This window comes from Arthrobacter sp. EpRS71 (assembly GCF_001512285.1).
Taxonomy (GTDB): domain Bacteria; phylum Actinomycetota; class Actinomycetes; order Actinomycetales; family Micrococcaceae; genus Arthrobacter.
The window spans coordinates 635159-656742 of the sequence record NZ_LNUV01000006.1; the positions used below are offsets into that span (position 1 = coordinate 635159).

The window sequence follows — 21584 nt, forward strand, 5'->3', positions numbered from 1 at the left end:
TGGGGGAAACGCCCGGTCCCATTCCGAACCCGGAAGCTAAGACCCACAGCGCCGATGGTACTGCACCCGGGAGGGTGTGGGAGAGTAGGACACCGCCGGACAACCATTCACGGGGAGCCCCGACCACCAGGTCGGGGCTCCCCGCATTTAACAACAAAACAACCAACAAACCGAGAACGTCGCCAGCCTAGGGGGCGATCTTCCCCGTGTATGAGGGAACAAGCCCGCCCCTTAGAAGGCGAGGCCGACGACTTCACCGCCCCAGAGCTAGGGCGTGGGGGTACCGCCGTTGACGTTGAGCGTTTCGCCGATCACGTAGCTTGATTCGGGCGAGGCCAGGAACACGTAGGCCGGTGCCAGTTCTGCCGGCTGCCCCGCGCGGCCCAGAGGCGTTGACTGCCCGAACTCCGGCAGCTCTTCCTTGGGCTGGCCGCTGCTGACCTGCAGGGGCGTCCAGATAGGACCAGGCGCGACGGCGTTAACCCGGATGCCCTTGGGTGCGAGCTGCTGCGCGAGCCCCTTGGTGAAGTTGTTAATGCTTGCCTTGGTGGTGGCGTAGTCCACCAGCGTTGGCGACGGGTTGTACGCCTGAATGGATGTGGTGTTGATAATGGTGGATCCGGCAGGGAGGTGGGGAAGCGCCGCCTTGGTCAGCCAGAACATGGCGTACACGTTGGTCTTCTGCGTATGGTCGAACTGTTCATCCGTGATGTCGGCCAGGTTTTCCTGAGCCACCTGCTTGCCGGCGTTGTTGACCAGGATGTCCACTCCTCCGAGGACCGCAACGGCGGTATCCACCACTTCCTGGCACGTGGCGGAGTCCTTCAGGTCTCCCGGAACTTTTACGGCCTTGCGGCCGGCGGCCTCGATGATGCCGGCAATTCGCGAGGCGTCTTCTTCCTCTTCGGGCAAATAGGAAAGAACAACGTCTGCCCCTTCCCGGGCAAAGGCGATGGCCGTGGCGGCGCCGATTCCCGAGTCCGCCCCGGTGACGATTGCTTTGCGGCCTTCCAAGCGCCCTGTCCCGCGGTAGCTCTCTTCACCGAGGTCGGCTTTGGGTGTCAGCTCGGCATCAAGGCCGGGTTCGGGCTGGTGCTGTATGGGCGGTGAGATCTGTTCGTAGGCGGTCACAGGGTTTCGGAATGTGTACTGATCAGTCATGGTTCTCCTCCTGTTGCCGGGTGCTGAGACACATCAGGCAGCTGCCGGGAAACGAAGCCGGTCAGCGCCCGTCCCCTAAAAAGATAAGGGGACTTATGAATTACAGCCTATGGGTGGGAAGAGCGGTCTGCCAAGCCGCGGGGCTCTGCCAAGCCTCGGGCATGCCAAGCCACGCTCAGTGGACGTCAATACGCCCCAAACGCTGCCGGAGCTGCTAACCAGAGAAGAACTCCGACAACTCCGCGATCAGCTTGTCCGGTGCCTTGTTGGGTCCGTCATGCCCGAATCCGGGGAGGATGGTGTAGCTGGATCCGGACAGGATGTCGTGGATCTGCCCGCACGCAACACCGAAGTATGCGGGGCTCTTTTCGCCCACCACAATCAGGGTCTCCAAGGGCAGCTCAAGGAACGGCTCAGGAGGCATGTCCGCAGCGATGACCGCCTTGATCTCGCGGACACCGCAGGTCATCAGTTCGCGCATTTGCTTGCCCAGTGGTGTGCCAGCGGCCAGCCTGTTGGCCAGGGTCAACATGGACAGGGGCATCCGGGCGAAGGCGCCGCCGGTCTCTACTCCCTTGATCAGGATGGCGAGGGCGCGATCGTAGTCTCCCGCCGCCGTCGCGCGTTCATAATCCGGTGTCCAGTCGGCTTTGACGCTGTGGTTGACCGAAACTGCGGGATCGTAAACCGCCAGGCGTTCCACCGGCAGTGTCCGCGCCGCGTGCAGTGCAACGGCACCTCCGAAGCTGTGCCCGAACACGTCCGTGCTGGACGTGTGCTTCATGACAGCGTCAAGGTCCCTAATGTCCGCTTCAAGGGTGTAGTCCTCTGACTGCGGGGACGAATCACCGCGCCCACGCCGGTTGAAGGTGTGGACTGGGCGGCCGAGGGCCTCGCTGAGTTTTTGAGCAAAGCGTGCGTAGTCAGTGGCCGTCACCATGGAGGCAGGAACGACGACGACGCCGGAGCCTGCCGCTGCCAGCTCACCGCCGGTGGTGAGTAGTTCGAGGTGTCCGCCGTCGTGGGTCATGATGATGTCGCGCGTCATGAATTGAGCCTAACCGAGCGACCTGAATGCAGGCACCATCCCGGCCCTTATGTGGAAAAAAGCGATCCGCGTGGAAAAGCCATCCACTGGGAAAGTGTGAAACCCCTCAACCCTTGAAGTAGTCCGAGATGTCGGAGACCAGTTCGTTGACCGCGGCTGGAACGGAGCCGTGAAAACCCTTGGGTGAGACTTCCAAGGTGCTTCCGGGAACGGCCCTGTTCAGGCGTGCGGCTGCCACCTTGTAGAACCGGGGGCTCTTCTTACCCACCATGAAGTGCGTGCTGGAAGGAAGGGCGGAGAAATCCCGCGGAGTATCGGACTCATCGAAGGCTGCTTTGAGTTCCCCCACGCCAGTGGGCAGCAAGTCGCGGAAGAGCTTGTTGACTTTGGTTCGCGACACCACGGCCATGAGCCCGGCCAGAATGGGTTCAGGTACGCGGGCAAGTGCTGTACCAGTCTCCATGCCCCGCTTCATCTTTGCCATGGCCTTGTTGATGTCACCGGCATTGACGGAGTCCTCGAACCCTTTGATCCACCCGGTATCCATGCTGCCGTCGATATTCACCGCGGCGTCGTAGACGGCAAGTTTGTCCGGCTGGTGGGAGCTGCCCACGAACTCCTGAGCGGCGTTCAGGGCCACCGAACCGCCAAGGCTGTGGCCCATGATGTTGCGGGCACCCGTGGCGTCCATGATGGTTCGGACATCGGCGATCTCGGTAGCCATGGAGTAGTCGGACGGCTGCTCGCTGGATTTGCCCCGGCCGCGGCGGTCGTACACATCCACGGCCCAGCCTTCACCCAGCCCCTTGGACAGGGCTATGGAGAAAGGGCGGTAGATCAGCGCAGTCAGGAATGCCCCGCCAATGAGCACCACCCGGCGTTCCCCGGGTGCGTCTTCGGTGCCGTAGCTATACAAGGCGAGATTGCCGCCGTCGTGCGTTCTGATGTCCTGTTCCCTCACCGGAACATCCTAGGGGGCACTGTGGGTTTCCTCCCCCACCACATTGCCCGACAGGAACCGGGCGATCCGGGAAGCGAGCCGCTTCCCGGGCCGCAGCGGACCTTCGTGGAACTGCAGAGGGACCACCGCGAAAGTGATGGCAGGCACGGCGCCGGCCAGCATCCGGCCGGTCTCTGCGAAGTAGGACGGGCTCCATCCGCCACTGAGCATCAGCGTGGGAGTAGAAAGTTTCATGAAGTCCTGAAGGTGGGCGTCGGCGTCCAGGACAGCGCGCATTTCGGTGACCGCGGTGGGCAGCAGGGATCGCATCTCCAAACCGAGCCGGGTCCGGGCCGAGAGGACACTCAGCGCCCGCAGCGCACCCATGGGCAGATAGGAAATGGGCCCCGCAGTCCCCAGCCCTTGCACCAGGTGGGCCCACGCATGATCCAGCTGCCCGGAGGTAACAGCTTCCTCGAGCTCGGGCCGCCAGCGGCTGCTGAGGTTGCCGGAGAGCGACACGGCGGCGTCGTAGGTCACCAATTTGTTGATCCTGGCCTGGCGGGCGGCTTGCAGAGCTACGAAACCGCCATAGCTGTGGGCCACCACATCCGTGGAGCCGCTCCGCTCCATGACCGTTTGAAGGTCCGCGATCTCGGTGCCCACAGAGTAGCCCGGTGGTTGCGGCGCGGAATGGCCCCGGCCGCGCCGGTTGTAGCTGTGCACCGGACGCCCCAGCATGACGCTCAGCGTCCGCGCGAACGGCCAGTACAGGGAGTCGGTCACCAAGGTGCCGTGAACAAGCACGACGCCGGTTGGTTCAGCGGGTGCTGTGGAACCCGGAAGGGCAGTACCCAATGAACCAGTCGGCCGGAAGGTGTGCACCTCAAGCTGCCCGCCGCCGTCGTCCGTTTCAACCGTCCACGTTTCCACAAGCCCGAGTCTATGCGTTTCCTTGATCTTGGCGCCCGGACGTAAAGGTCGGTAATCACCGGTAAACTTAAGGACTGTGACTTCCGCAAACACCCCCGCCCTGAACACCTCCGCAGAGCCCGTCGACGCCAGCGAGCAAATGCGCATCCGTATGGAGAAGCGCGCCAAGCTGATCGAGCGCGGCACCGAGGCCTACCCGGTGGGTGTTGAACGGACTCATTCCCTGAGCGAAATCCGCGAGAAATACGCTCATCTGGAAGCCGATGAAACCACCGGCGAGATAGTGGGCGTCACCGGACGCGTCGTCTTCGTCCGCAACACCGGCAAGCTGTGCTTCGCAACCCTTCAGGAGGGCGGCGTGGACGGCAAGGGGGTGCGCCTGCAGGCGATGCTAAGCCTGGCCAATGTTGGCGAGGAGGCCCTGGCTGACTGGAAGGCCCTTGTTGACCTTGGCGACCACGTCTTTATCAAGGGTGAGGTCATCTCTTCCCGTCGCGGCGAGCTGTCGGTCATGGCTGAGTCGTGGTCCATGGCGTCCAAGGCCCTGCGTCCGCTGCCGGTCCTGCACGCGGAACTGAATGAAGAGACCCGCGTGCGGCAGCGCTATGTGGACCTCATGGTCCGCGACGAAGCCCGCGAGATGGTGTACAAGCGCGCGGCTATCACCCGCTCGGTCCGGGACACCCTTGACCGCCACGGCTATGTGGAGGTGGAAACTCCCATCCTGCAGCTGGTTCACGGCGGCGCTACGGCCCGTCCTTTTGAGACGCACATGAACGCGTTCGACCAGAAGATGACCTTGCGCATCGCCACTGAGCTCTTCCTTAAGCGCGCTGTTGTTGGTGGCATTGATCGTGTGTACGACATGGGCCGGGTCTTCCGCAACGAAGGTGTGGACTCCACGCACAGCCCCGAATTCACCACCCTCGAATGCTACGAAGCGTGGGCGGACCAGTTCGTCATGGCTGAGCGTATGAAGGAAATCATCCTGAATGTGGCCGACGTCGTAGGTACACGCACCATCCAGACGGATGCGGGGGAAATTAACCTCGACGGCGAATGGGCTTGGATTTCGGTATACCCGGGTATTTCCGAAGCTGTGGGAAGTGAAATTACTCCGGACACCACGGTGGAGGAGTTGTTGGCAATTGCTGCCAAGCACGAGGTCAAGGTGGACCCCAAGTGGGACGCCGAGAAGATCGTTGTGGAACTGTTCGGCGAGATCGTGGAACCCACCCTGCTGAACCCCACGTTCGTCTACGACTACCCGCCCTCCGCCCAGCCGCTGGCACGCCCGCACCGTGAGGACGGCCGGCTCATCGAGGCCTGGGACCTGATTATTGGCGGCATGGAGCGCGGTACGGCGTTCTCCGAGCTCATCGATCCCGTGATCCAGCGTGAACGTCTCACAGAGCAGTCCCGCCGCTCCGCTGCGGGCGATGAGGAGGCCATGCAGTTGGACGAGGACTTCCTCCGCGCCCTTGAATACGGTGCACCGCCCATGGGCGGCATCGGGCTGGGTATTGACCGTCTGGTGATGTTGTTCACCGGTGCCGGTATCCGCGAAACCATCCTGTTCCCGTTATTGAAGCCTGAAGGTCACTGATTATGGAGTACATCGCAGTCCTGGCGCCATCCATTGTGGTGGGATTGATCTTCTGGTTTGCCATGAAGTCGATCTTCAATGCGGACAAATCAGAACGGCAGGCCGAAGCCAAGGCGCAGGCCGAAGCTAATTTGAAAAATTCAGGACCGGCGTCCGAGGGCCCGGCCGCTAAATAGCTCAATTGGGTTCAGCTAACGGAAGAGAATCCAATTACGCTTTGACGTGCATGCTTGCCGTGAACGATAATCATCAAAGGAATCCGGGGAATTTCTGATTATCCGACCCTCCCAATGAGAGGCACCTCATGGCACAGAAAGTAAAAATCATCCTCGTCGATGACTTGGATGAAGGGGCCGCGGACGAAACTGTTCGCTTTGGCCTCGATGGCGTGAGTTACGAGATGGACCTGTCCACTGCCAACGCAGTCTCGCTGCGCAAGGCATTGGAGCCCTACGTCGCAAAGGCCAGGAAGACTTCTTCCGGCCGTGCAACCCGGGGCCGTGCCACAGCCGCACGTAACCAGGATTCCGCGCAAATCCGGCAGTGGGCCCGTGACAACGGCTACACCGTCAACAGTCGCGGACGTATTCAGGCTGAAATTCAGGAAGCGTACCAAAAGGCTAATTCCTGATTCACCGCTGCAATGCCCCGGCAGTCACTGCCGGGGCATTGGCGTTTAAGCCGGAAGTTTATGGGTGGCCGCCCATGGGCATGGAATATCCTGTGAATCGCTAGCGCCGGCACGGTTCGAATACCGGCACTAATGGGCCCCAACAAAGGCTCGGCCAGGGGCGGAGGAGAAATGCCTCCCGCCGGCGGTAGCCATGTGCTCTCGGGCAGGGCAACAGGGTGACACTGCGGGCTGGCTGGGTCAAGGGCTGGAGCAGGATTTATTCCGCAATCACGTCATGTTTCCCCTGTGGCGAACACGCCCCAAAAGTGCTTCTCGGACACGTAGCATCAAAGTACGTCGTAGCTAGGAGTGTGGCGAAATGTTTGAGAGATTTACGGACCGTGCCCGTCGCGTGGTCGTCCTTGCCCAAGAAGAGGCACGGATGCTCAACCACAATTACATCGGTACCGAGCACATCCTCTTGGGTTTGATCCACGAGGGTGAAGGCGTTGCTGCCAAGGCGCTCGAGTCCCTGAGCATTTCGCTCGATGGCGTTCGTGAGCAGGTGCAGGAGATCATCGGTCAGGGCCAGCAAGCCCCGTCCGGTCACATCCCCTTCACGCCGCGCGCCAAGAAGGTGCTCGAGCTTTCCCTCCGCGAAGCACTGCAGCTCGGCCACAATTACATCGGTACTGAGCACATCCTGCTCGGCCTCATTCGCGAAGGCGAAGGTGTGGCCGCCCAGGTGCTGGTGAAGCTTGGGGCAGACCTGAACAGGGTCCGTCAGCAGGTTATCCAGTTGCTCTCCGGCTACCAGGGCAAGGAGACCGCAGGCAGCGGCTCCGGCCAGGGCCAGCCGGAAGGTACTCCCGCCGGTTCGGTGGTGCTTGACCAGTTCGGCCGCAACCTGACCCAGGCTGCCCGCGAGAACAAGCTCGATCCTGTGATCGGCCGCGAGCAGGAGATGGAACGCGTCATGCAGGTCCTCTCCCGCCGTACCAAGAACAACCCGGTCCTGATTGGTGAGCCCGGCGTGGGTAAGACTGCCGTCGTCGAAGGCCTCGCCCAGGCGATCGTCCGCGGTGACGTCCCGGAGACCATCAAGGACAAGCAGCTGTACACGCTTGACCTCGGTTCCCTGGTTGCCGGTTCCCGCTACCGTGGTGACTTCGAAGAGCGCCTGAAGAAGGTCCTCAAGGAGATCCGCACCCGCGGCGACATCATCCTCTTTATCGACGAGATCCACACCCTCGTTGGTGCAGGTGCTGCTGAAGGCGCCATTGATGCTGCGTCCATCCTCAAGCCGATGCTTGCCCGTGGTGAACTCCAGACCATCGGTGCCACCACGCTGGATGAGTACCGCAAGCACATTGAGAAGGACGCCGCCCTTGAGCGCCGCTTCCAGCCGATCCAGGTCAAGGAGCCCTCTGTCGCTCACGCGATCGAGATCCTCAAGGGCCTGCGTGACCGTTACGAGGCACACCACCGCGTAACGATTACCGACGGCGCCCTCGCCTCAGCCGCGCAGCTGGCCGAACGCTACATCTCGGACCGCTTCCTGCCGGACAAGGCGATCGACCTCATCGATGAAGCTGGCGCCCGCCTGCGCATCCGCCGCATGACCGCTCCGCCGGAGCTCAAGGCCATGGATGAGCGAATTGCCGAAGTGAAGATGGAGAAGGAATCCGCCATCGACGCCCAGGACTTTGAGGGTGCTGCCTCACTGCGCGACAAGGAGCAGAAGCTCATTGCCGAACGCGCAGAGAAGGAACGCAACTGGAAGTCCGGCGGCATGGACGACATCTCCGAGGTTGACGAGGACCTGATTGCTGAAGTTCTTGCGAACTCCACCGGCATCCCGGTCTTCAAGCTCACGGAGGAAGAGTCCTCGCGCCTGCTCAAGATGGAAGACGAACTGCACAAGCGCGTTGTCGGCCAGGACGAGGCCATCAAGGCACTGTCCCAGGCCATCCGCCGTACCCGTGCAGGCCTGAAGGACCCCAAGCGTCCGGGTGGCTCGTTCATCTTCGCCGGTCCCACCGGCGTCGGCAAGACTGAGCTCGCCAAGGCGCTTGCCGAGTTCCTGTTCGGTGAAGAGGACGCCCTCATCACGCTGGACATGTCCGAGTACTCCGAGAAGCACACGGTTTCGCGTCTCTTCGGTGCACCTCCGGGCTACGTCGGCTACGAAGAAGGCGGCCAGCTGACCGAGAAGGTCCGCCGGCGTCCGTTCTCCGTAGTTCTGTTCGACGAAGTGGAAAAGGCCCACGCGGACCTCTTCAACTCGCTGCTGCAGATCCTGGAAGACGGCCGACTGACCGACTCCCAGGGCCGTGTGGTGGACTTCAAGAACACCGTGATCATCATGACCACCAACCTTGGTACCCGCGATATTTCCAAGAGCGTGGCAACGGGCTTCCAGTCCGGCACGGACACCCAGACCGGTTACAACCGGATGCGGGCCCGGGTTACCGAAGAGCTCAAGCAGCACTTCCGTCCCGAGTTCCTCAACCGTGTTGACGACGTCGTGGTGTTCCCGCAGCTGACGCAGGACGAGATCATCGAGATCGTGGACCTGTTCGTGACCCGCCTGGAGCGTCGCCTTAAGGATAAGGACATGGGCATCGAGCTCACCCCCGCTGCCAAGGTTCTCCTGGCCACGCGTGGTTACGATCCTGCCATGGGTGCCCGGCCGCTGCGCCGCACCATCCAGCGCGAGATCGAGGACCAGCTGTCCGAGAAGATCCTGTTCGGCGAGATCCACTCCGGCGACATCGTTGTGGTGGACGTTGACGGCGAAGGTGACGACGCCAAGTTCACGTTCGAAGGCAACGCCAAGCCGCGTATCCCGGAGATCGCTCCCACCGCGTAAGCGCAGCAGCACAAAGCGCAGCAGCAGAAGGCCCCGCCCGCTCCAGCAATGAAGCAGGCGGGGCTTTTGCGTTGACGCGTGCCGGGTTCTTGTCCAGGTAATGCCCATAAGGTGGCTTCATCTGTACAAAACTCCGAAGAAGGGAAGTGGGACCGCATGCGCGTACTCATGGTGGCTCCAGGCACGCGGGGCGATGTTGCGCCCATGGCCGGTCTCGGGAGTCGCTTGCAGGGCCTGGGGTATGAGGTGGCCGTCGCGGCCAACCCTGCCTATGCCCCTCTGGTTGTTGAGTCCGGCTGCGAATTCAGGCCGTTGCCCGGGGATCTGGCCGGGTTGATCAGGCAACCGGCCCCCGGCGCCAAGGCGTCATCCGCGGGCGTGCTCACTTTCTGGCGGAAGCTCACCGAATACATGGACGATGCCGCCACCGGAACCCTGGCTGCGGCTGAGGCCGGCGCTGACGTGATCCTGGCCAATTCGGTGGCGCCCTATGCTTACGACATCGCAGAAGCATTGGGCATTCCGGCGATTGGCGCACATTTGCAGCCCACGGAGCCGAGCGCGGCATATCCGCCGGTTCTCATGAATTCGGCCCGAAGCCTTGGCCCACTGGGTAACAAGATCATCGGTGAACGCGCGGCTGCGGGTCCTGCTCCCTATGACGCCCCCAGTGCACGCCTGCGCAAGGAGCTGGGGCTCGGCAAGCAGAGTCGCTCGGCCGGTGAGCGCCGTCGTCGTCAAGCGCACGCGACTATTCTTCACGGCATCAGTCCTTCAGTTTTGCCAAGGCCTGCGGATTGGCACCCGGGCCTGGTGATGGCTGGATATTGGTGGCCGGCCGTGAAGGCGGATTGGCAGCCTTCGGCGGAACTCGTGGCGTTCCTTGCCGCAGGCCCACCGCCCGTTTTTGTAGGCTTTGGAAGCAGCGCCCACATCGATCCCGCCTTCATTCTCGAGGCCAGCCGACGCGCCGGGGTGCGGGCGGTTGTTCAGGGAACCGAGGGTGTACTGGGGGAGGATGCAATCGGCATCGGCAGCGTTCCCCATGAGTGGCTTTTCCCGCAGATGGCGGCCGTGGTTCATCACGCTGGAGCGGGAACGACGGCGGCCGGCTTCCGTTCGGGGGTCCCGGCCATTGGCGTCCCCGTATACACGGACCAGCCGCTCTGGGCTTCCCGGATTGCGTCGCTCGGGGCGGGGCCTCAGCCGGTTCCCTACAAGAAGCTGAGTCCGGAACGCCTCGGTGACGCGATCAAGGAAACTGTCAGCACGGCGTCGTACGCGAAGCGGGCCGCGGAAGTGGCGGCTGCGATCGCTGCTGAGGACGGTACCGTGCCGGTGGTCGAGGCCCTGCGAAATCATTCCTCCACGTAGCAGTAGAGCACGGAATATGTGAAAGTACTGTTTCACTGTGAGTGAACCACTCTGTGATCGTCGGCACATTACGTGTTGAATCGGAGCATGGACTCTGCTGACACTCACACCCAGGGCGAGCAGCCCGAAACTCCTTTTCACGATGTCGACCACTACCTCGCCATCCCGCGGGTTGGTGGCCTCACCCTCAGCCCGGACGGTAAGCGCCTGGTCACCACCGTGACCACGCTTAACGGAAAGGGAACCGGGTTTGCCACCGCGCTGTGGCAACTTGATCCCACGGGCCGGAACCATGCACGCCGGATCACTCGCAGTTCCAAGGGTGAGGCCGGCGCCGTCTTCGCTGGCAACGGCGACCTTTACTTCACCTCGGCCCGCCCTGATCCGGACAGTCCAGACGCCGACCCCGTGAATGCACTGTGGCTGCTTCCCGCTGATGGGGGCGAAGCCCGCGTGGTGCACTCGCGTTCCGGCGGCATCGCTTCGGTGATGACCGCGAAGGACGCCGACGCGGCATTCATCAACGCAGAGGTCCTGGCCGGGTCCACGGATGAGGACAGCGATGAGGAGCGCCGCAAGGCACGCAAGGACAACAAGGTTTCCGCCATCCTGCACAGCGGCTATCCCGTCCGGTACTGGGACGCCGACCTTGGTCCTGCCGAACCGCGGCTCTTCGCCGTGGAGCAGGGCGATGACAAGGAGCCCGGCAAGCCTTCCACCGTGGACGCCGCTGCGCCGCTCAAGCTCCGCAACCTGACGCCCGGCGTCGGCGGTTCGCTGCGCGAGGCCAAAACCGTGGTGAGTCCGGACGGCAAGACCATCTACACCAGCATGACCAAAGCGCTCGCGAAGGCTGACAGCCGGGAGGTGCTCGCCGCCGTCGACGTGGCCAGCGGGACCGTCAAAGTGCTGCTGGACCACGAGGGCATGAGCTACTTCCCGGGACCCGTAAGCCCGGACAACAGCACGCTGGTTGTTGAAAGCGAAAGCGATACGACGCCCACCCAGGCTCCGCAAGTGAAGCTGCACCTCCTCAACGTCGCAGGCGGCGAGACGGCAGACCTGGAGCCGCTCGCGCACCAGTGGGATCGCTGGGCTACAGTGCTCGCCTGGCTCCCCGACAGCAGCGCGGTCCTGGCAAAAGCGGACGACGACGGCGCGTCGCCGGTTTTCCGGATTGACGTCGCTGACGGCGGTGTCACGCGGGTGACGAAGGACGCCGCCGCCTATTCCGACGTCGTGGTTTCTCCTGACGGAGCCACGGCGTATGCTCTGCGAAGCTCCTACGAGTTCCCTGCCGAAGCCGTACGAATCGATCTCTCCACCGGTGAAGTCCTCCGTTTGCCAGCGCCGGCGGAGCGGCCAGCGTACAAGGGCCGGTTGGAGCGGGTGGAGACCACGGCGGAGGATGGGTCGCGGGTCCCTGCGTACCTCGCGCTCCCGGAAGGCGCCTCAGCTGATGCTCCTGCTCCGCTGCTGCTCTGGATCCACGGTGGACCGCTGGGCTCGTGGAACGCCTGGACGTGGCGCTGGAACCCGTGGCTGCTGGTGGCCAGGGGCTACGCCGTCCTCCTTCCCGATCCTGCACTTTCCACCGGTTACGGTCAGGAGTTCATCCAGCGCGGATGGGGCGAGTGGGGCAAGAAGCCCTACACGGACCTCATGGCCATCACTGATGCCGTGGTGGAGCGGTCGGACATTGACCAGACCCGGACCGCGGCGATGGGCGGATCCTTCGGCGGCTACATGGCCAACTGGGTGGCTGGCCAGACTGACCGCTTCAAGGCGATCGTCACCCACGCCAGCCTCTGGGCGCTGGACCAATTCGGTCCCACCACCGACGCGGCCCAGTATTGGCTGAAGGAAATGACGGTGGAGATGGCCATGGAGAACTCGCCGCACCTGAACATAGGCAACATCAAGACGCCCATGCTGGTGATCCACGGCGACAAGGACTACCGGGTGCCGATCGGCGAAGGCCTGCGCCTTTGGTACGAGCTCCTGTCCTCATCCCAACTGCCGGCTGACGAGAACGGCCAAAGCCCGCACCGTTTCCTCTACTTCCCGGACGAGAACCACTGGATCCTGCAACCGCAGCATGCCAAGGTTTGGTACGGCGTGGTGGAGCACTTCCTGGCGAAGCAGGTGCTGGGCGAGGACGTTCCTTTGCCGGAGGAGCTGGGAGTGTAGATCCGGTGACACGGGAACCCTCATTGGCCGCCCGCTACCGTTTGTCTTGGTGTTATCGGGACAGGATTCTGCGCAGGTCCCCGTTGAAATCGCCGCCGTAGACAAACCGGGCAAGCCATGCGATCGGCCCGATCGCTTGTGCCTGAGCGATGACATGCGAGGGTGTCCCTTGTCGCTCCAGCTGCTTCAGTTGAGCATTCCATGCCGCTGATACCGAGCCGCTCGCTCCTTGGTCCCAATGTTCAACCGACGTTGCCGCAAGGTGTTCAGCCGCCGTCTGTAAGTTTCGCATCGCCTCTTTGCCAGCTGCGGGACTGAGGTCCCGCTGGAGTTCCAGCAATCGTTTGCGGTTCAGGCGCCAAGCGAGGAGGGCCAGGAGTGCAAGTGTCAGCGTCATCTTGATGAGCCACGGTGCGACCTGCCCGGTATCAAATCCTCGATCATCGGCGACGCCCGTGACAGCCCTGAAGGTCACGAGGCCGACGACGAAGAGTCCCACAATCAGTGTGCACACGGTTCCGTATCGTGCTGCCGGCCTTGCGGGCACCGGGAGGAAGAGCGCAACTGCCAGGAGAACGATTCCGATCACCGCGGCAGGGGAGGCCACTGAAGCTGCCTGCTCCGCGGTGATATAGGTGCTCTTGCGATCTGAGGGACCGAACATCACGGCTGCTGTCAATGCGGCTGACAAGCCGGCGCTGATGAGGAAGCCCCACGTTGCCTGCCACAGGATTCGCTTTCGTCCCCTCGTAATGTCGGGGGCTTTTGCCAGTGCGCCGCGACGCTCGTGCAGCCTATGCAACTCGCGGTACAGCGGCCGCCTGACCCTGTCATTTACGGCAATGGCCTTCGCTGCCGCTTCCGAGACGGCGACAACATCGCTGAGGGTGCCCTCCAGAGTGAGAACGGCCTTCTTCATCTCAATACCTTTCCAGTTGGGTGGCACCACTTGAGACTAGTTCCTCCCTGGCGTTCTGTCCGACGACCGGACTCCGGATCATCCGTTCACGAACCATGTGGTTCTGTGGGCGCGGCCGGGACCTGTTTGCCTCGTTAGGATGGGGGAGTGAACCCGACCTTCAGCCTCCGCCCTGCCCGCACCAGCGACGTGGCGGCGATCAAGAGGCTTGTGGCCCCCTTGGCCGAGGAACGGATCCTCATGGCCAAGGAAACCGTGGCGTACTACGAGAGCCTCCAGGAGTTCCGGATCGCCGAGTCTGACGGCGGCGAAGTTATTGGCTGCGGGGCCTTGCATGTCATGTGGGAAGACCTGGCCGAAATTCGCACCCTCGCCGCAGCCGACTCCTGGCGTGGCCGGGGAGTGGGGCATGTCCTCGTGGAGAACCTGCTGGAAGAAGCGCGGGCGCTTGGCGTGAGCCGTGTGTTCTGCCTGACCTTTGAAGTGGACTTCTTCCGGCGTCACGGCTTCGAAGTCATGGCGGACCAGTCGGCCGTGGATCCCCAGGTGTACTCCGAGCTGTTGCGCTCGCATGACGAAGGCGTGGCCGAGTTCCTGGATCTCGCCCGCGTGAAGCCCAACACCCTGGGCAACACCCGCATGATCAAACAGCTCTAGCAACCCTCCCGCAGAGCTCCGAGATGTGTGATCTCCCGCCTAAGGGGTGGGTTTATCAAGCCTGCCCGATTATGGGTGATTTATTAGATCTTCACTTATATCCACTTGATGGATAAAATGATGGAGGCTTGCTGGGGAAGCTTCCACCACATCGGTCAATTGAGAGAAGATCATGCAGTCCCACGCGTCGTTTTCAGATGTTTCAGAACTCCAACTCAGCGTGCACGGCCCCGTGTTCACGCCTGCCGATCCGGGATTCGCTCCCGAAGTTGCGGCCTTCAACCTCTCCACACAGCACCAACCTGAACTCGCCTTCGGCGCCCTCGATGCAGAGGACGTTTCCGCGGCTGTTCGCTGGGCCGCCGAGCGCGGCATGCCCGTCTCCGTCCAGTCCACCGGACACGGCGCCACCAATGCCATCGAAGGCGGTGTGCTCATCAGCACCCGCCGGATGCTTGAACTGAGCATCGATCCCATCGAGAAGACGGCCCGCGTTGGTGCCGGCGTTCGGTGGAAGGCCGTGGTGGATCTCGCCGCGACCTTCGGTTTGATGGGACTCTGCGGTTCCACTACCGACGTCGGGGTGGTGGGCTACACCCTGGGCGGCGGCCTGCCCATCCTGGGGCGCAAGTATGGTTTCGCTTCAGACCACGTCATTGCCTTTGAACTCGTCACCGCCGACGGCACCCAGCGCAGGGTGAGCAAGGACGAGAATCCGGAATTGTTCTACCTCCTCCGTGGCGGCAAGGGAAACCTGGGCATCGTCACGGCCATGGAATTCCATCTCTTCCCGGCAGGCGATCTCTATGCAGGCGGGATGTACTTCGACGGCGGATACGCCCCTGAAGTCCTGCGGGCATTCAGGGAATGGGTGCCGTCGCTGCCAGTGGAGGCATCAGCATCCATGGCGTTCCTTCGCCTTCCGGACATGGACATGATTCCCGAGCCCCTGCGCGGGAAGTTCGTCATCCATCTCCGCTACGCCTATCAGGGCGATCCGGTAACCGCGTCAGAAGTGCTCCAGCCGATGCGCACCTGCGCTCCGTTCATGATGGATGCCACGGGACCTCTGAGTCCCACCCAATTCGACACGATCCACCAAGACCCGGACCAGCCGGTGCCAGTGCGGGAGCACGGTTTCCTGCTGGACCGCCTGGATGACGAAGCCGAGGATGCACTCTTGCGGCACTTTGGGCCTGGGGTGGAAAGCCCTGTGTTGTTGGCGGAACTTCGTCTCCTGGGCGGCGCGTTGGCAAAGAGCGCGGACGGGGAAGACCTTGTGGGGGGCCGCGACGCAGCATTCAGCTTCTTCATGGGCGCCATTGCTGTCCCTCCGGTGCTGGACATACTGCCAACGGTCTTTAGCTCGGTCCACGAAGACCTCCGTCCTGCCGCGAATGCGGGGACGTTCGTGAATCTACACGGCCATTTTGCGGATGCCGAGGACAGGGAGAAGCCATGGCTTCCCGGCGCACGCGAACGGCTCAGGAAGGCCAAAGCGGAGCTGGACCCGAAGAATATGTTCAGCTTCGGGCACGTTGTGGGGCTCCCGGTCATTGATCAGACCGTGCTGCTGGAGGACGTTGTCACGGCCGGCGGCGACGCCGTCCTGAACAGCTGACGGGGATGCGGACAATGGACCACAGGACCACCTTCCCCGATTTCTCCGCCTTCCAGATCGACATTCCCTATGGATCATGGCCGCACGAGGCCTCTTGGCAGGACGCAGGGCACTCGAACCCGGATCTGTACTCGGCCTTTTGGCCCGAGTATCACGCCAGAAATGAACCCGAGGCGGTGACAGCGCAGGCCGCCGAGGATTAGCGGGGCGTAACAGCAACGACAGAAAGGGACAGTCATTGGGGGCTGTCCCTTTCTGTTGTTTTTGGTAAGGGCTGACGACGCTATTTATGCACAACCGCTCCCCAGGGCCTACCGTGCCCACAGCCGCCGGTAGTAGGGTCAGAGCACCAGCCACAGCACGCCCAGGAGCATCACATGAAAAAGCTCATTAATGATCCACGCGCCGTGGTGGACGAGTCCGTTGAAGGTTTCGGCATGGCCCATGCCGACATCGTGGACGTCCATCCCGAGCCCAAATACGTCGTCCGGAAAGGCGCTCCCGTAGCGGGCAAAGTAGCCCTGGTCTCCGGTGGCGGCAGCGGTCACGAGCCCCTGCACGCGGGCTTCGTGGGCCTCGGCATGTTGGATGCCGCGGTCCCCGGCGCAGTCTTCACCTCGCCCACACCGGACCAAATCATTCCGGCGACCGTCGCAGTGGACTCAGGCGCCGGCGTCGTCCATATTGTGAAGAACTACACCGGCGACGTCCTGAACTTCGAGACGGCCGCCGAAATGGCGCAAGCTGAAGGCGTGCACGTGCGTTCGGTGTTGGTCAACGACGACGTCGCGGTGGAGGACTCGCTGTACACCGCGGGCAGGCGCGGCGTTGGCGGAACTGTCCTCGTGGAAAAGATCGCCGGTGCATCTGCCCAGCGCGGCGATGACCTTGACGCCGTCACCGCCATCGCCGAACGTGTAGTGGCCAATGTGCGGACCATGGGTGTGGCCCTGTCCGGCTGCACGGTTCCGCACGCCGGTACACCGAGCTTTGAACTCGCGGAAAATGAGATCGAGATCGGCATTGGCATTCACGGCGAACCCGGCCGGCACAAGATCCCGATGGAAGGCGCCGATGCCATCACGGACCGCCTCCTTGAGCCGGTGCTGGAAGATCTGGCCCTCGCATCCGGTGAGAAGGTGCTCCTGTTCGTCAACGGCATGGGTGGCACCCCGCAGAGTGAGCTGTACATCGTGTACCGGCGCGCGGCCCAAGTGCTGGCCGAACGCGGCGCCACCGTGGAGCGCTCGCTGGTGGGAAACTACGTGACATCCCTTGAGATGCAAGGGTGTTCCGTGTCCGTGCTGCGCCTCGATGACGAGCTGACCAGGCTCTGGGACGCACCTGTCCACACAGCAGCCTTGCGGTGGGGAGCGTGAGCATGGGGTTGGACGTCAATTGGGCCTTGGACTGGTTGAAGCTCTCCGCAAAAGCCATGGACGAGCACCGGGTGGAACTCATTGAGCTGGACCGGGCCATCGGCGACTCTGATCATGGCGAGAACATGGACCGTGGGTTCCAGGCAGTGCTGCAGAAGCTCGATGAGACCCCGCCGGAGACTCCGGGAGCAGCATTGAAGTCTGCAGCGATGACGCTCATGTCCAAGGTGGGCGGCGCTGCCGGACCGCTGTATGGCACGGCGTATCTGCGGGCAGCAACTTCCTTGGGGGACGCAAGCCATATTGACGCGGCGGCGTTGGCCGCTGCCCTCGCTGCCGCCCGTGATGGCGTGGTGGCCCGGGGCAAAGCCGAACTCGGCGACAAAACCATGATCGACGCATGGACGCCGGCAGTCGAAGCGGCCGAAAAGGCGGCCGCGAGCGGCGCTGATGCCCTGGCCGTCCTCGAAGCAGCTGCGGAAGCTGCCGAGACAGGGGCCATGGCCACGGATCCCTTGGTGGCACGGAAGGGCAGGGCCAGCTACTTGGGAGAGCGCAGTGCAGGCCACCGCGACCCCGGAGCTGCCTCAACCGCGTTGCTTCTGAGGGCGGCCGCAGCAGCTGCCGCCGGTTCCACCGGTGATACGGGAACCGACGCCGTATGACCGTGGGGATTGTGGTGGTGTCGCACAGCAGCAAGATCGCTGAGGGTGCGGTGGAACTCGCCGCGCAGATGGCGCCCGACGTCGAACTCGTCGCCGCCGGGGGAACTGACGACGAGCGAATCGGAACCAGCCTCGAGAAGGTGCTGGCCGCCGTCGAGCAGTCCTTGGTTGATTCCGGGGGTGATGGCGTGGTGGTCCTGACTGATCTTGGTTCGGCCGTGATGACAGCCGAATCGGCGGTGGAGTTCGCCAGCGATCCTGACGCCGTTCTCCTGGCCGATGCGCCGTTGGTTGAAGGACTCGTGGCTGCAGCCGTCGCAGCGCAAGGGGGTGCCGGCGTCGAGGATGTCCGCAAGGCAGCGGAAGCTGTGGCTTTCGGGAACGGGCCCTCAGGTGGGGGAGGCCCGGAGATCCCCGAGGGTAGGGACGAGCCGGACGCCAGTGCCGACTTCGAGCTCATCAATCCGTTGGGTATGCATGCCAGGCCTGCCGCAAAGATCGCCGGTGGACTGTCCGGGCTGGACGCTGAGGTGACCGTCAACGGCGTCGATGGCATGTCCATCATGGCGCTCATGGCCCTGGCTGCCGGCAAGGGTTCCATCCTGCGTGTTGAAGCACGCGGCAAGGACGCGACTAAAGCAGTGGAGTACGTGGGCCGGCTTGTGAAGGAAGGGTTTGGAGAGCTTTAGTTCAGGGCAACTTTCTCCGAAATATTGCTAAGTACACTGATTAGTGATGTTGTAGAGGTACAGGTTCACTACGAGGAAGAGGTACGAAGCATGGGTGCTGACGACAAGCTGGAGAACGCTGGCGAGAAGCTGGGCGGCAAGGCTAAGGAAGCTGCAGGCAAGCTGACGGACAACGAGCGCTTGGAAGCCGAAGGCAAGGGCGACCAGACGAAAGCCGACCTCAAGGGCGCCGGCGAGAAGCTGAAGGACGCCTTCAAGAAGGACTAAGAATCCAAGCGGGGCCGCTGCAAGTGCAGCGGCCCCGCTTTGTCTCTGAGGCGAATGTTGTGCGAGGCGCCATTCCCGCGGCGCGCTAACTGATGGAGGATTTTTCCCATGAACATACTGGTAAAAGTGTTTGGCCTGGCAATTGGCCTCGGCGCCGGCGCGCTCGCAAACAAGACCCTGGAAGGCCTCTGGGAGAAGAAGACCGGCAAGCCAGCCCCGAAGGACAGCACGGACCTCAGCGACTCACTGCCAGGCGTGCTGGTCTTCGCGGTGGTTTCCGCAGGTGTAGGCGCCATTGTTCACGTCCTCACCCAGCGGGGAACCAAGAGTGCCCTGGCCCGTATGAAGAAGACTGCAGACGAGGTCTAACACATGGCTATAGCAAAATACCCGAGCGTGGTTATCGACTGCCCTGACGCTGCTGCCCTGGCCGCCTTCTACGGCGAGCTCTTCGGCTGGGAAGTCGAAGACAAAGATGGCTGGTTTGATATCCGGCCCGCCGACGGCAGCAACTGCATCTCCTTCCAACAAGTGGAGGTGTACCAAGCGCCCAAGTGGCCTGGCCAGACCATTCCGCAGCAAATGCACCTGGACATGATCGTGGAGGACCTGGACAAGGGTGAGGAAGTTGCCCTGTCCCTTGGCGCGAGCAAGGCTGACCACCAGCCAGGAGAAACGTTCAGGGTGCTCCTTGACCCGGCCGGGCATCCATTCTGCCTCTGCCTTACGTAACGGAAGCCCGCCGGGCCTGGCCTCCTCGTGAGTTCAGCCCTGCTGGGCGGCCCACTCATCAACGCGGCGGTTGCTCTCTTCTTCGGAGAGGTCCTCGACGCGCGTCATGATGGACCAACGGACGCCGAACGGATCGCGAATGCTTGCGTAACGGTCGCCCGAGACAAACGTGGACAGCGGCTCGCGGATGGTGGCCCCGGCTTGTTCCGCCTTCTTGACCAGCCCGTCCGCGTTCTGGCAGTACAGGCCAAGGGAGTAGCAATCATCCTCGCCACTCGGCGCAGGGACCAGGTGGTATTCCGGGTTGGGCTCGCCAAGTTGCAGGTGGCCATTGCCGAAGTCGAGCTCCGCGTGGACCACCACTCCGCCCATCTCCGTCTCGCCAACAACCCGGGCGCCGAACACATCGCGGTAGAACGCAATGGCCTCCTTTGCGTTGGGTACCGCAAGGAACGGCGTGAGGCTGGTCAGGCCGTTCGGTATGCCGTAAGTGGTGTGTTCACCGTTGGCCGCTGTGAAGGACTCTGTGCTTGTAGTATCTGTCATGGTTATGACGCTACGGGCTCCATGCCCCGAGGCGCTTGGAGATTCACGACAGCTTTAATCCTCAGGGAAGGCTCCCATGGAAGGTTCGTTCAAGGGCATCCTCTATCCGGCGAGGCTGCCCACCTTCCACCGATTTCCCGCCTCTGCTTCCGTAGCCCACCTGGTGCAGTGGTTCTGGATTCCGGAGTGGAACATCGAACCCGGCCGGTCATCCCGGCAACACGTGATCGCCTACCCAACGTCCAACCTGGTGGTTCAGGGAGACGCGGTGGAGTTCTCCGGGCCAACAACCCGGGCCGCTTACCGTGACCTGATGGGCCAGGGATGGGCCGTGGGCGCGTTACTCCGGCCCGCCGCAGTGCCCCTGTTCACTGACAACCCGGCAGCCCTCCGCGATCAGGAAGTGGCGATTCCTTTGCCGGAGTTGCTCAGCGCTGTGTCAGCAGCCATGACGGCAATTCCAGGTGGCAACACGCACGACGACGGCGCTCGCCGCGAGCGGGCAGTGGAAGCCTTTGTTGCGTGGCTGGTTTCCCTGGAATGTGCTGCGTCCGAGGAGGCCCTGCTGGCCAATCGCATGATGGACATCATCGCTTCCGAGCCCGACGTGCTCATGATTGAGGATGTGGCGTCCCGTCTCGCAGTGTCACCGAGAACTCTCCAGAGAATCGCCGGAAAGTACGTCGGTTTGAGTCCCTCCGCCCTTATTCGGCGCCGAAGACTGCAGGATGCCGCCGAGCTCGCCCGGTCCAACCCAACAGCGGACCTTGCCGCGATCGCCGTCGAACTCGGCTATGCGGATCATGCGCACCTGACGAACGACTTCCGGAAGTACCTGGGGTTCACTCCAAGCTCGTACCGGAGGTCGGTGGGTGGAAACCCGGGCTAGCTTCGCTCAGTTTGCCGTTGCTGTCGAAGAGAAGTAAGCGCCCTGCCATTGCTGGGTTTGTTTTGCCTGCCGGTTGCTCACTGCCGACCACGGTGGATAGACCCGGAAGCCGCGCTTTCCACCTACTCCGCCTACCGAGACTATTCCGTGCTTGACCAGCGCGGACTTAGGGAAAGCGAACTGGCCCGCGTTGTTTCCTTCCCGCGCCGTCACCACCAGCATCCCAATGTTCTCTTCCACGGGAAAAGGTTCCGTAGAGCCGTCGATTGCCCGCCGCCACACTGCAACGAAGAGGCCCACTTTCGTGGGGGTGAGCTTGCCGACCCGGAGCCTTATAACCCCTGAACCATACGTGGCGATTGCAGCCCCGTAGTCGCGGTTGTCGGCCTCCGGCACCGGCAATGAACACTTCGCAAAGGACTGGTTCAGAACACGCAGGGCATCGGCTACGTCGGGGTGGACATCATCATCAAGCACGCTCCC

The 21584-nt window shown here is 62.7% G+C and carries 23 protein-coding genes and 1 rRNA gene; 17 read left to right on the forward strand and 7 right to left on the reverse strand.

Annotation, left to right across the window (positions count from 1 at the left end; translation table 11 throughout):
- A 5S ribosomal RNA gene (gene rrf, locus AR689_RS13120) occupies positions 1 to 91 on the forward strand.
- Between the two features lie 176 nt (positions 92 to 267).
- Here rrf and AR689_RS13125 read toward each other — a convergent pair.
- The 4 genes from AR689_RS13125 to AR689_RS13140 all read right to left on the reverse strand — a co-directional run bounded on the left by AR689_RS13125 (position 268) and on the right by AR689_RS13140 (position 4082).
- A complete protein-coding gene (locus AR689_RS13125; protein WP_062070794.1) occupies positions 268 to 1161 on the reverse strand; it encodes a glucose 1-dehydrogenase in 894 nt (297 codons plus the stop codon).
- Positions 1162 to 1375: 214 nt separating this feature from the next.
- Positions 1376 to 2209 carry an alpha/beta fold hydrolase gene (locus AR689_RS13130; RefSeq protein ID WP_062070796.1) on the reverse strand — a complete coding sequence of 278 codons (834 nt, stop codon included), beginning with the start codon at positions 2207 to 2209 and terminating at the stop codon, positions 1376 to 1378.
- Between the two features lie 106 nt (positions 2210 to 2315).
- Positions 2316 to 3170 (reverse strand): alpha/beta fold hydrolase, encoded by an 855-nt coding sequence (locus tag AR689_RS13135; RefSeq protein ID WP_062070799.1) that lies wholly within the window; start codon positions 3168 to 3170, stop codon positions 2316 to 2318.
- Positions 3171 to 3179: 9 nt separating this feature from the next.
- On the reverse strand, positions 3180 to 4082 hold the full coding sequence (locus AR689_RS13140) for an alpha/beta fold hydrolase (RefSeq protein ID WP_062070801.1): 903 nt from the start codon (positions 4080 to 4082) through the stop codon (positions 3180 to 3182).
- Between the two features lie 76 nt (positions 4083 to 4158).
- On the opposite strand from AR689_RS13140, the gene lysS reads away from it, so the two are divergent.
- From lysS to AR689_RS13165, 6 genes are all read left to right on the forward strand, one after another.
- Positions 4159 to 5688, forward strand: coding sequence for a lysine--tRNA ligase (gene lysS, locus AR689_RS13145; RefSeq protein ID WP_062070803.1), 1530 nt, complete (start codon positions 4159 to 4161; stop codon positions 5686 to 5688).
- Between the two features lie 2 nt (positions 5689 to 5690).
- Positions 5691 to 5864, forward strand: coding sequence for a hypothetical protein (locus AR689_RS23325; RefSeq protein ID WP_011772935.1), 174 nt, complete (start codon positions 5691 to 5693; stop codon positions 5862 to 5864).
- 128 nt (positions 5865 to 5992) lie between these two features.
- A complete protein-coding gene (locus AR689_RS13150) occupies positions 5993 to 6319 on the forward strand; it encodes a histone-like nucleoid-structuring protein Lsr2 (protein ID WP_062070805.1) in 327 nt (108 codons plus the stop codon).
- Between the two features lie 361 nt (positions 6320 to 6680).
- Positions 6681 to 9173: an ATP-dependent Clp protease ATP-binding subunit gene (locus tag AR689_RS13155; RefSeq protein ID WP_018780101.1), complete on the forward strand. Its 2493-nt coding sequence runs from the start codon at positions 6681 to 6683 to the stop codon at positions 9171 to 9173.
- Between the two features lie 156 nt (positions 9174 to 9329).
- A complete protein-coding gene (locus AR689_RS13160; RefSeq protein WP_062070807.1) occupies positions 9330 to 10547 on the forward strand; it encodes a glycosyltransferase in 1218 nt (405 codons plus the stop codon).
- A gap of 87 nt (positions 10548 to 10634) precedes the next feature.
- Positions 10635 to 12737, forward strand: a complete 2103-nt coding sequence (locus AR689_RS13165) for a S9 family peptidase (RefSeq protein WP_197412873.1) — start codon at positions 10635 to 10637, stop codon at positions 12735 to 12737.
- A 52-nt stretch (positions 12738 to 12789) separates the two neighbouring features.
- On the opposite strand, the gene AR689_RS13170 is transcribed toward AR689_RS13165, so the two are convergent.
- Positions 12790 to 13656 carry a hypothetical protein gene (locus tag AR689_RS13170; RefSeq protein ID WP_062070812.1) on the reverse strand — a complete coding sequence of 289 codons (867 nt, stop codon included), beginning with the start codon at positions 13654 to 13656 and terminating at the stop codon, positions 12790 to 12792.
- A 147-nt stretch (positions 13657 to 13803) separates the two neighbouring features.
- Here AR689_RS13170 and AR689_RS13175 point away from each other — a divergent pair, with 147 nt between their 5' ends.
- From AR689_RS13175 to AR689_RS13215, 9 genes are all read left to right on the forward strand, one after another.
- The gene (locus AR689_RS13175) at positions 13804 to 14313 is read left to right on the forward strand and encodes an amino-acid N-acetyltransferase (protein ID WP_062070814.1); all 510 of its coding nucleotides are present in this window, start codon (positions 13804 to 13806) and stop codon (positions 14311 to 14313) included.
- 172 nt (positions 14314 to 14485) lie between these two features.
- On the forward strand, positions 14486 to 15934 hold the full coding sequence (locus AR689_RS13180; RefSeq protein ID WP_062070816.1) for an FAD-binding oxidoreductase: 1449 nt from the start codon (positions 14486 to 14488) through the stop codon (positions 15932 to 15934).
- A gap of 14 nt (positions 15935 to 15948) precedes the next feature.
- Complete coding sequence (locus tag AR689_RS13185) at positions 15949 to 16137, forward strand: hypothetical protein (RefSeq protein ID WP_062073785.1); 189 nt, start codon at positions 15949 to 15951, stop codon at positions 16135 to 16137.
- A 174-nt stretch (positions 16138 to 16311) separates the two neighbouring features.
- On the forward strand, positions 16312 to 17313 hold the full coding sequence (gene dhaK / locus AR689_RS13190; RefSeq protein WP_062070819.1) for a dihydroxyacetone kinase subunit DhaK: 1002 nt from the start codon (positions 16312 to 16314) through the stop codon (positions 17311 to 17313).
- 2 nt (positions 17314 to 17315) lie between these two features.
- Positions 17316 to 17978, forward strand: a complete 663-nt coding sequence (gene dhaL / locus AR689_RS13195; RefSeq protein WP_062070821.1) for a dihydroxyacetone kinase subunit DhaL — start codon at positions 17316 to 17318, stop codon at positions 17976 to 17978.
- Positions 17975 to 18667, forward strand: coding sequence for a dihydroxyacetone kinase phosphoryl donor subunit DhaM (gene dhaM / locus AR689_RS13200; protein WP_062070822.1), 693 nt, complete (start codon positions 17975 to 17977; stop codon positions 18665 to 18667). Before dhaL ends, dhaM begins: the two co-directional genes overlap by 4 nt.
- Before the next feature lie 90 nt (positions 18668 to 18757).
- Positions 18758 to 18934 carry a CsbD family protein gene (locus AR689_RS13205; RefSeq protein WP_062070824.1) on the forward strand — a complete coding sequence of 59 codons (177 nt, stop codon included), beginning with the start codon at positions 18758 to 18760 and terminating at the stop codon, positions 18932 to 18934.
- Between the two features lie 108 nt (positions 18935 to 19042).
- Positions 19043 to 19303, forward strand: coding sequence for a DUF4235 domain-containing protein (locus AR689_RS13210; RefSeq protein ID WP_024818999.1), 261 nt, complete (start codon positions 19043 to 19045; stop codon positions 19301 to 19303).
- A gap of 3 nt (positions 19304 to 19306) precedes the next feature.
- Complete coding sequence (locus AR689_RS13215; RefSeq protein WP_062070826.1) at positions 19307 to 19666, forward strand: VOC family protein; 360 nt, start codon at positions 19307 to 19309, stop codon at positions 19664 to 19666.
- Between the two features lie 33 nt (positions 19667 to 19699).
- On the opposite strand, the gene AR689_RS13220 is transcribed toward AR689_RS13215, so the two are convergent.
- Positions 19700 to 20212: a VOC family protein gene (locus tag AR689_RS13220; RefSeq protein WP_062070828.1), complete on the reverse strand. Its 513-nt coding sequence runs from the start codon at positions 20210 to 20212 to the stop codon at positions 19700 to 19702.
- A gap of 76 nt (positions 20213 to 20288) precedes the next feature.
- On the opposite strand from AR689_RS13220, the gene AR689_RS13225 reads away from it, so the two are divergent.
- Entirely contained in the window at positions 20289 to 21101 is an 813-nt protein-coding gene (locus AR689_RS13225; protein WP_062070830.1) for a helix-turn-helix transcriptional regulator, read from the forward strand.
- A gap of 6 nt (positions 21102 to 21107) precedes the next feature.
- On the opposite strand, the gene AR689_RS13230 is transcribed toward AR689_RS13225, so the two are convergent.
- Positions 21108 to 21578 carry a MepB family protein gene (locus tag AR689_RS13230; protein WP_062070831.1) on the reverse strand — a complete coding sequence of 157 codons (471 nt, stop codon included), beginning with the start codon at positions 21576 to 21578 and terminating at the stop codon, positions 21108 to 21110.
- Positions 21579 to 21584: the final 6 nt, after the last annotated feature.

Coding starts and splice junctions, on each gene's coding strand:
- AR689_RS13185 (WP_062073785.1), top strand. CDS start 15,949: ATGGACCACAGGACCACCTTCCCCGATTTCTCCGCCTTCCAGATCGAC.
- AR689_RS13220 (WP_062070828.1), bottom strand. CDS start 20,212: ATGACAGATACTACAAGCACAGAGTCCTTCACAGCGGCCAACGGTGAA.
- dhaM (WP_062070822.1), top strand. CDS start 17,975: ATGACCGTGGGGATTGTGGTGGTGTCGCACAGCAGCAAGATCGCTGAG.
- AR689_RS13165 (WP_197412873.1), top strand. CDS start 10,635: ATGGACTCTGCTGACACTCACACCCAGGGCGAGCAGCCCGAAACTCCT.
- AR689_RS23325 (WP_011772935.1), top strand. CDS start 5,691: ATGGAGTACATCGCAGTCCTGGCGCCATCCATTGTGGTGGGATTGATC.
- AR689_RS13205 (WP_062070824.1), top strand. CDS start 18,758: ATGGGTGCTGACGACAAGCTGGAGAACGCTGGCGAGAAGCTGGGCGGC.
- dhaL (WP_062070821.1), top strand. CDS start 17,316: ATGGGGTTGGACGTCAATTGGGCCTTGGACTGGTTGAAGCTCTCCGCA.
- AR689_RS13125 (WP_062070794.1), bottom strand. CDS start 1,161: ATGACTGATCAGTACACATTCCGAAACCCTGTGACCGCCTACGAACAG.
- AR689_RS13225 (WP_062070830.1), top strand. CDS start 20,289: ATGGAAGGTTCGTTCAAGGGCATCCTCTATCCGGCGAGGCTGCCCACC.
- AR689_RS13180 (WP_062070816.1), top strand. CDS start 14,486: ATGCAGTCCCACGCGTCGTTTTCAGATGTTTCAGAACTCCAACTCAGC.
- AR689_RS13150 (WP_062070805.1), top strand. CDS start 5,993: ATGGCACAGAAAGTAAAAATCATCCTCGTCGATGACTTGGATGAAGGG.
- AR689_RS13130 (WP_062070796.1), bottom strand. CDS start 2,209: ATGACGCGCGACATCATCATGACCCACGACGGCGGACACCTCGAACTA.
- AR689_RS13155 (WP_018780101.1), top strand. CDS start 6,681: ATGTTTGAGAGATTTACGGACCGTGCCCGTCGCGTGGTCGTCCTTGCC.
- dhaK (WP_062070819.1), top strand. CDS start 16,312: ATGAAAAAGCTCATTAATGATCCACGCGCCGTGGTGGACGAGTCCGTT.
- AR689_RS13215 (WP_062070826.1), top strand. CDS start 19,307: ATGGCTATAGCAAAATACCCGAGCGTGGTTATCGACTGCCCTGACGCT.
- AR689_RS13160 (WP_062070807.1), top strand. CDS start 9,330: ATGCGCGTACTCATGGTGGCTCCAGGCACGCGGGGCGATGTTGCGCCC.
- AR689_RS13210 (WP_024818999.1), top strand. CDS start 19,043: ATGAACATACTGGTAAAAGTGTTTGGCCTGGCAATTGGCCTCGGCGCC.
- AR689_RS13170 (WP_062070812.1), bottom strand. CDS start 13,656: ATGAAGAAGGCCGTTCTCACTCTGGAGGGCACCCTCAGCGATGTTGTC.